This window comes from Vibrio sp. V19_P1S1T109, from assembly GCF_002241375.1.
Classification (GTDB): Bacteria; Pseudomonadota; Gammaproteobacteria; order Enterobacterales; family Vibrionaceae; genus Vibrio; species Vibrio anguillarum.
Map to the genome: position 1 here is coordinate 1 of NZ_NDIM01000123.1, position 6,916 is coordinate 6,916.

5 protein-coding genes are annotated in these 6,916 nt (G+C 43.7%); 2 read left to right on the plus strand and 3 right to left on the minus strand.

Annotation, left to right across the window (positions count from 1 at the left end):
• Positions 1–263 precede the first annotated feature (263 nt).
• The gene (gene metR / locus B9J87_RS05735) at positions 264–1,175 is read left to right on the plus strand and encodes an HTH-type transcriptional regulator MetR (protein WP_038148387.1); all 912 of its coding nucleotides are present in this window, start codon (positions 264–266) and stop codon (positions 1,173–1,175) included.
• A 73-nt stretch (positions 1,176–1,248) separates the two neighbouring features.
• On the opposite strand, the gene B9J87_RS05740 is transcribed toward metR, so the two are convergent.
• From B9J87_RS05740 to B9J87_RS05750, 3 genes are all read right to left on the minus strand, one after another.
• Positions 1,249–1,449: a DUF4250 domain-containing protein gene (locus tag B9J87_RS05740; RefSeq protein ID WP_010316942.1), complete on the minus strand. Its 201-nt coding sequence runs from the start codon at positions 1,447–1,449 to the stop codon at positions 1,249–1,251.
• A 69-nt stretch (positions 1,450–1,518) separates the two neighbouring features.
• Positions 1,519–2,199, minus strand: coding sequence for a hypothetical protein (locus tag B9J87_RS05745; RefSeq protein ID WP_017047761.1), 681 nt, complete (start codon positions 2,197–2,199; stop codon positions 1,519–1,521).
• Positions 2,200–2,269: 70 nt separating this feature from the next.
• Positions 2,270–4,744, minus strand: a complete 2,475-nt coding sequence (locus B9J87_RS05750; RefSeq protein ID WP_094149709.1) for a sensor domain-containing phosphodiesterase — start codon at positions 4,742–4,744, stop codon at positions 2,270–2,272.
• A 380-nt stretch (positions 4,745–5,124) separates the two neighbouring features.
• Here B9J87_RS05750 and B9J87_RS05755 point away from each other — a divergent pair, with 380 nt between their 5' ends.
• Complete coding sequence (locus B9J87_RS05755; protein ID WP_254918097.1) at positions 5,125–6,759, plus strand: S1 family peptidase; 1,635 nt, start codon at positions 5,125–5,127, stop codon at positions 6,757–6,759.
• The last annotated feature ends 157 nt before the right edge of the window (positions 6,760–6,916 follow it).

Here is a 6,916-nt window from a genome sequence, read left to right on the forward strand (position 1 = left end):
AGATAAAGATGTCTGGATGGCTAGAATATCCATCTAAACTGACCTACAGACAAGGTGCAATTATTCAACTTGTTTATTAAAAAAATTCATGTTGATTGCAGAGAGCTTTAATTGACATCAAGATAAATAGACGTCTAGATGTTTACAGCTCCATATTAAAAGCGTAACTTAGCTCAGAACAGCAGAATGGTCACCGTGTTGATGCAACCCACGATATGGTATCAACCACCGTTCTCTCAAAGGGATGAAGGAAAATAATGGCAATGATTGAACTTAAGCATCTGAAGACTTTAGTTTCTTTAAGGGACAGCGGCTCACTCACCTCAACAGCTACCGCGCTCCATTTGACGCAATCGGCCCTTTCACATCAGATTAAAGATCTCGAAACACGCATTGGCGGGCCACTGTTTTTACGTAAAACTCGCCCAGTGAAATTTACCTCAGAAGGAGAGATCCTACTGAAACTGGCTGACGAGATCCTGCCAAAGCTGGCCAGGGCTGAAAATGACTTGGCCAGTTTGAAAGAAGATGTCAATGGGCGCTTACACATGGCGATTGAATGCCACTCTTGCTTTCAATGGTTGATGCCAGCGCTGCGCGAATATCAGCTTGCTTGGCCAAGTGTGACGTTAGATTTTTCGTCCGGCTTTGGCTTTGAACCTTTACCCGCATTGCTGGCTGGCGAACTTGATTTGGTCATCACTTCCGATATTTTGCCTCGCTCAGAGGTACATTACGAACCACTCTTTGATTTTGAAATGCGCCTTATCACCTCTACAACTCACCCACTTGCAGGAAAATCGGTGATTGAGCCAGAGGATCTCGCCTCACAAACGATGCTCACTTACCCCGTACAAAAGCAGCGTTTGGATGTGGTGAAACACTTTCTACAACCTGCTAGTGTTGAACCCGCGAAGTGGAAACAAGCCGACAACACTTTGATGCTAGTACAAATGGTCTCTGCTGGATTAGGTGTGGCAGCACTGCCAAATTGGGCCATCAGCGAGTTCTCTAGGCAGGGGCTTATCACCAGCAAGCCACTAGGGAAAGGTTTATGGCGTCGACTATTTGCCGCAACACGCCACAGCGAAAAAGATCGCCACTATTTACAAGCTTTTTTTGCCACCGCGCGCCAACAATGCAAAAGCCATCTTGACGGGATCAAGATGGCTTAAACTATTCGTCGTGTCGACATGGCTATTTGAATGACAGTGCGGTTGGTTAACTGTCACTGCACGCTGCTTAGCACTAGCGTTGGTTCGCTTTAAATTGGTTGGTCAGTGGGTCGTATTGGTAACCTAAAACATCCAGCTTACCGACTACATTTTCTCTATCCATTTCATACATACTGGCAAGCTCTTCGAAGCTGTCACACTCTAAGCGTAGCTTCTCATTGACGATGCCAAGTAATATATTGCTATCAAAACGGCTGACGTTACTCAAATCCATGGCTCACTCCTATAGCAAAGAGACCACTAAAGACTAGCGGTAAAATTCGCACTAAAGAGTGACCCAGGTCTAGAGATTAAACAAACCTTGAAAACAAATACTGGCTGCCAGCATCAATAACAAGGCTGCCGTTAATTGAATTTTCTCAGCGCTTTTGGCAAACAGGATATGCCAGCACCACACGATAATACCTGCAATCATGAAACCGAATGTCGTTAGTAACGGCAATGTTGCTTGAGCCAACGTTTCATCATCTAACCCGTACGCGTGCGGCACAACGCATAAAGCGATCCCCATCGAGCAGAGAATGCCCACAACGGGTAGAACTCGATGGAAAGCTTGTAAACGCGAGCGCGCTATCGTTAGTAGAAGGTGCGAGAAACTCGCGCCCAACAAACCAACCAACAGCAACATGGCAATAGAAGCTGACCAATGACCCTGCTCTGATATCTGAATCGCGACATAAGCCAAGGCAAGGCCATTCGCCAAATACAGTGCCCATAACGGGCCTTCATCTCGAGTTTTCTTGGTTTGAACTTGTGAATAGAAATAGAAGATGGAAAAGACGACCAAAAAGGCTTCAATTTTTAGTGAAGCCACTGCCAACCAAAGCACACCAATAGCTGGCAATACGCGATGAATACGGCCACGTTGTCCAGGACAAATATCCCCTTTGACCAGCACTAACGTCAGTAAGATTTGCGCACCGAGCAGCATGGGTGAAAAAACAGAAAGTAAGGTTTGAATCATAATCGAAACATCATCTGGAAACATCTGGGCGCGATAATAGCAAAGAGTAAGCGCGAATGCCCAGAGAAGGTTACTGACTTTCGGCCAAATACCTCAGCACGTCCGCTTGAGTCAATAAGCCTTTGTAACGAGTGTTATCGACCAGTACCCATGGAAACGCATGTCCTTTTTCGATCAAATTCACCACTTGATTCAGCTCGGTGTACGCGTCAAGCTGAGTGAAATGAAATTTCATGATCTGATTCACGGGCTTACGCCATACGGCCGCTTCACGCGTGGTTTCAAGATCGGTCCCCATGTTTGGCGTCAGATATAAATTGAGTGAGGCTACATCGACAATGCCGACACACTCTCCTTGATTGACGACTGGCAGCACATCAACTTTAGTCGCTTTAATATACTGATAAGCAAGAGAGATTGGCTCACTGGGATCCAGATGTGGTTTCCCCTCTTTGAACAGATTGAGCAAACAGTTGGGCTTTCGCTCTTGTTCCACTTTAGCGCCTGAATACGCAAAACGGTTACGATACTCCTTAGCCCGAACCAGTTCCTTAAGCGGTAGTGGTTTTGAAAAAATATAGCCTTGTATGTAGTCAATACCCAATGATTTAAGCACCCAAACCTCATGCTCTGTTTCCACCCCTTCAGCAACCACTTTCACGCCGAGTGTGTGCGACAGCTCAGTGATCATTTTAACAATACTGTACTTATTGCTGTTGACCTGAATGTCTGTGACAAACTCGCGATCTATTTTTAAATAATCAAAATTGCAATCACTGAGGTAGGTAAAAGAGGAATAACCCGTACCAAAATCATCAATCGCAACCGTTACGCCGCGCGATCGAAGAGCATTGAGGGCATCAACCTGATGAGATTGACTATCAAAATAGGCGCTTTCGGTTAGCTCAATGGTGACTGATTGAGGCGTATCCGTGTAGCGATCAATGATCTCCATGGTATTGGTTAAAATCTGCGTCGCATCCATTTTGGTATTGAAAGAGCGGTTGATCGTTACCCCAACACCTTGGCCAAACAAGGTTTTTATCTTTGGTAAATCTTGCAAAGACAAGATACTGACACAACGATCAAGCTCGGCAATCAAATCCAGATCTTCCGCGATACCAATCATTTCTTGCGTGGTAAAAGGTAAATCGGGCACAGGCTTAAAACGGCATAACGCTTCGAATTTCGCAATGTTCCATGTTTTAGTATCGACAATCGGTTGGTAGTGTATCTCCAAGTCCTTCTGCGCAATTGCTTTAGCGACTCTGTCTTCCAAGTTTTTTCTACGTTTCACTTGTTGATGTATTTCACTGTGATAGAAACTGATGTTACGCGCTTCCCCTGCATGTTGTTCAAGCATCGCTTGCATCGCATGCGTCACCATTCGAGCTGGCGTTTTTGCATCGAACCCTAAAACAGACACACCAATTCGGCCATTAATAATCGCGGTATGTGAGCTGGATTCGTTCTTTAATTCTTTCATAAAGAGGCGGATCGCATGCTGGATGAGCCGAAAATCTGTGTTTTTTTTGCACTCTAAACAGCTCAAACTGACCAAATAAATATCTTTTCCCACATAGCCCACCAGCTTTACTTCTTTACTGCGCGCCAAAAAGCTAGAAAGCATCAAAGTTTCTGTATGATGTAGCCCTGATTCAAACGCAGGTTGAAAAGCCAAAACAATTTGTGTTTGGCCTTTGGGGTACTCCATGCAATATGTTTCGAGTAAGGCTTTAAACTTTTGTTCGGTAGGCAGTTGCGTCAAAAGATCGATATCCCCAAGTGCCGTATCGGCTACGCGATGAAGATTATCGGCTAAATCGAGCGTCATCCCTACAAAGAAAACTCGGCCATCTTGCAGTACGATTTTTTGAATCGTTAATTCTTGTGGTGCAACCAGCCCAGATGCCCGACGATTGAGAATGACACCGCTCCAATGATCTTTGGTGTTGATGTCATGCCACATCGATTGGTAAAACTCTTTGGAATGCTTGCCTGCATTAAATAGGTTGGCTTTTAATCCAAGTAGCTCATTTTGTTTGAAACCTGAATGCTGCTCAAAATAGTGGTTACAAGCCAAAACCCGCGTTTGATCGTCGGTTAGGATCAAACCATGATGTGTATTATCAAACACTCCTTCAAAAAGCTTGGCCACCTCTTGCAATGATTCCAGTTTGAGCAGCGGTCGAATCGTACCTTGCAACTGCGTGAGAGAGGTACGCTCGATAAAAATCTCCACATAAGTTAACGCCTGATCCGAAATAACAAGGTTGCAATTTAAGGCATGGCTTTTGCCACTTTCAATCACATACTTGAAGCAGCGCTTCATCTCTGCAGCTTTGCTCGGCGTCATATAACGCAATAATTCTTGAATATTGGCTATCGAAACACGGGAATGAAGTAACGCATTCGCCGCTTTCAGATCACAAATAAATTCGGAAGTCGTTAGGTTAAACGACCAATCAATCGCATCATATCGAGCCACTGGCGGTTCTCGAAGCACTGCCTTTTCTCGTAGCTCTTGAGACTTCACCTGTGTCATATAGACTCCAACTCATTCAAATAATTGACCATTAATGGCACAGCATAGAGCAAAACTTAATCACAAGCCGTGAGTTAGCACTAATGATGTAAATGCAGTTGCTTATTTATTATTTTAGGCCAGACAAGCCATATAAAAAACGCCGAACATCAATACACCTCAAAAGGAGTAGCCTAGAACTATCGTAATCGAAAGAAAATAACGAACATAAAATGACCAATACGTTCGTTTTATAAGCTACTGAAATACATTAACTTGCCTTATTTGATTAATATATCTTGTCGATATGATAATTATTACTGATTGACGAGATTCACTAGCCCCTATATGGTACCGTTCCCACACCCAAGAGGTGCTGGAAAAACTAATCCGAGGTACTCATGAACAAACCCCTTTTTTCAGTCGCGCTAGGAGCGCTTCTGTTTACATCTTTTCAGTTCAGTGCTTCTGGAACGGAATCCGGAATATCAACTAGAATCATCAATGGAACCCCTGCTGACGCGGGTAACTTTCCCTTTATGGTTGCCTTACACTATTCAACTCTTAAAAGCTCTTTTTGTGGTGGCAGCTACTTGGGTGATAAGTATGTACTTACCGCCGCTCACTGCGTAGCAGGAAAAAACCCGCTCAATGCTGAGGATATTGAAGTGACGGTTGGAGCGTATGACTTACGTACTAATGCCGGTCGTCGGGTGAAAGTCAAACAAATCTATTATCATGAAGCTTATGATGATGAAACTCATGCTGACTATAACGAAAGATCCAACGACATCGCGATCCTTGAATTAGAAAACTCATTACCAATACAAGCAGTCACTCGCCCTAATACTGGTGCACTTGATACGCTAGCCGCTGGCACGGCTTTAGAGATAATTGGCTTTGGGGCAACGAGTTACAGCCAACTGTTGAATAAATCGAGCAATCCTTCTCAAATCTTGCGTAAAGCCGAAATATCGTTAATTGGTACTGCACAGTGCAGAACTTTGGGTGGCGGCTATTTAGATATACAAAATGATGCTTTTTGTGCGAGCAGTTACCCGCAAGATACCTGCCAAGGTGATAGCGGTGGCCCCGTTTTTATCAATGACGGCGGTAATTTTATTCAATATGGTGTCGTTAGTTGGGGGCGTGGTTGCGGCTTACAAGACGCGGCTGGCGTTTATGCCAAAGTCGACCATTTTAATGATTGGCTGACTCAAAGAACATCAAAGGTTTCTTTCCGACAATCTCAACACAAAAACGAGATTAAGTATGGGCTTCATACCCATCGCTTTAATTTTGTAAACGGCTCTGATGAGATTATTACCGCAAACAACGTCACACTGTCTCCAGCTTCTGCAAATATCACAGCCGAAAACTGTTCACAAGGCTTGGCTCCGAGTAGCCAATGTTATGTTGATGTTTCTTATACCATTGATTCAATGATACCTGCTGATGTGCGCTTAGAGATTGACACTAACAGCCCACTAAACTTAGGAACCGTCACCTCGTCACTAAAGCTCAATACGGTTCTACAACCTGCTGCAAAATCACTAGAGGGGTTAATTACCGTACCCAATAGCAGTCTTAGTGTGAATGTAAACCCTTGGCTAGAAGAAGATGGTTGGCTACGTTCTGCCATTATGAACGATAAAGCGAGATCGGTTTTGTTTCTTGAAAACGTCCCTAAAGGAAAAGTAAGTTTTGATTTCCAAGTCTCCTCTACTTTTATTTATGATTCCTTAATTGTGAAAGTGAACGGTAGCACTTACATAATCGAAGATGGTGAACGTAGTGGCAGCAGAACGTTATATTTGAATGAAGAAGTCAACGATATCCGCTTTGAATACGTAAAGACATCAAGCACACCAACCGGCAGTGATGCGGCTTACATCAAAAATTTGAAATATGAAAAGCCTTACTCCTTTACCTTACCCCCACTTTCAGGAGGTTCAGGCGGCGGTAGTACTGGTGGAATGACTTTATTGTCAATGCTGGCCGCCTTATTGATTCGACGTCGTTACTTGAGCCACTAACTCTTGTCTAAAGGTCAACCCGTTTTATTACTGGTTGACCTTTTTACTATTGGTGCATCTTTTTTATCACATATCACTTATGTATCTCTCCGACACACTTACCGCTCACTTTATTAATAATTTTCTTTATAAATAGAACGCAAAGCCAATGTTCCGC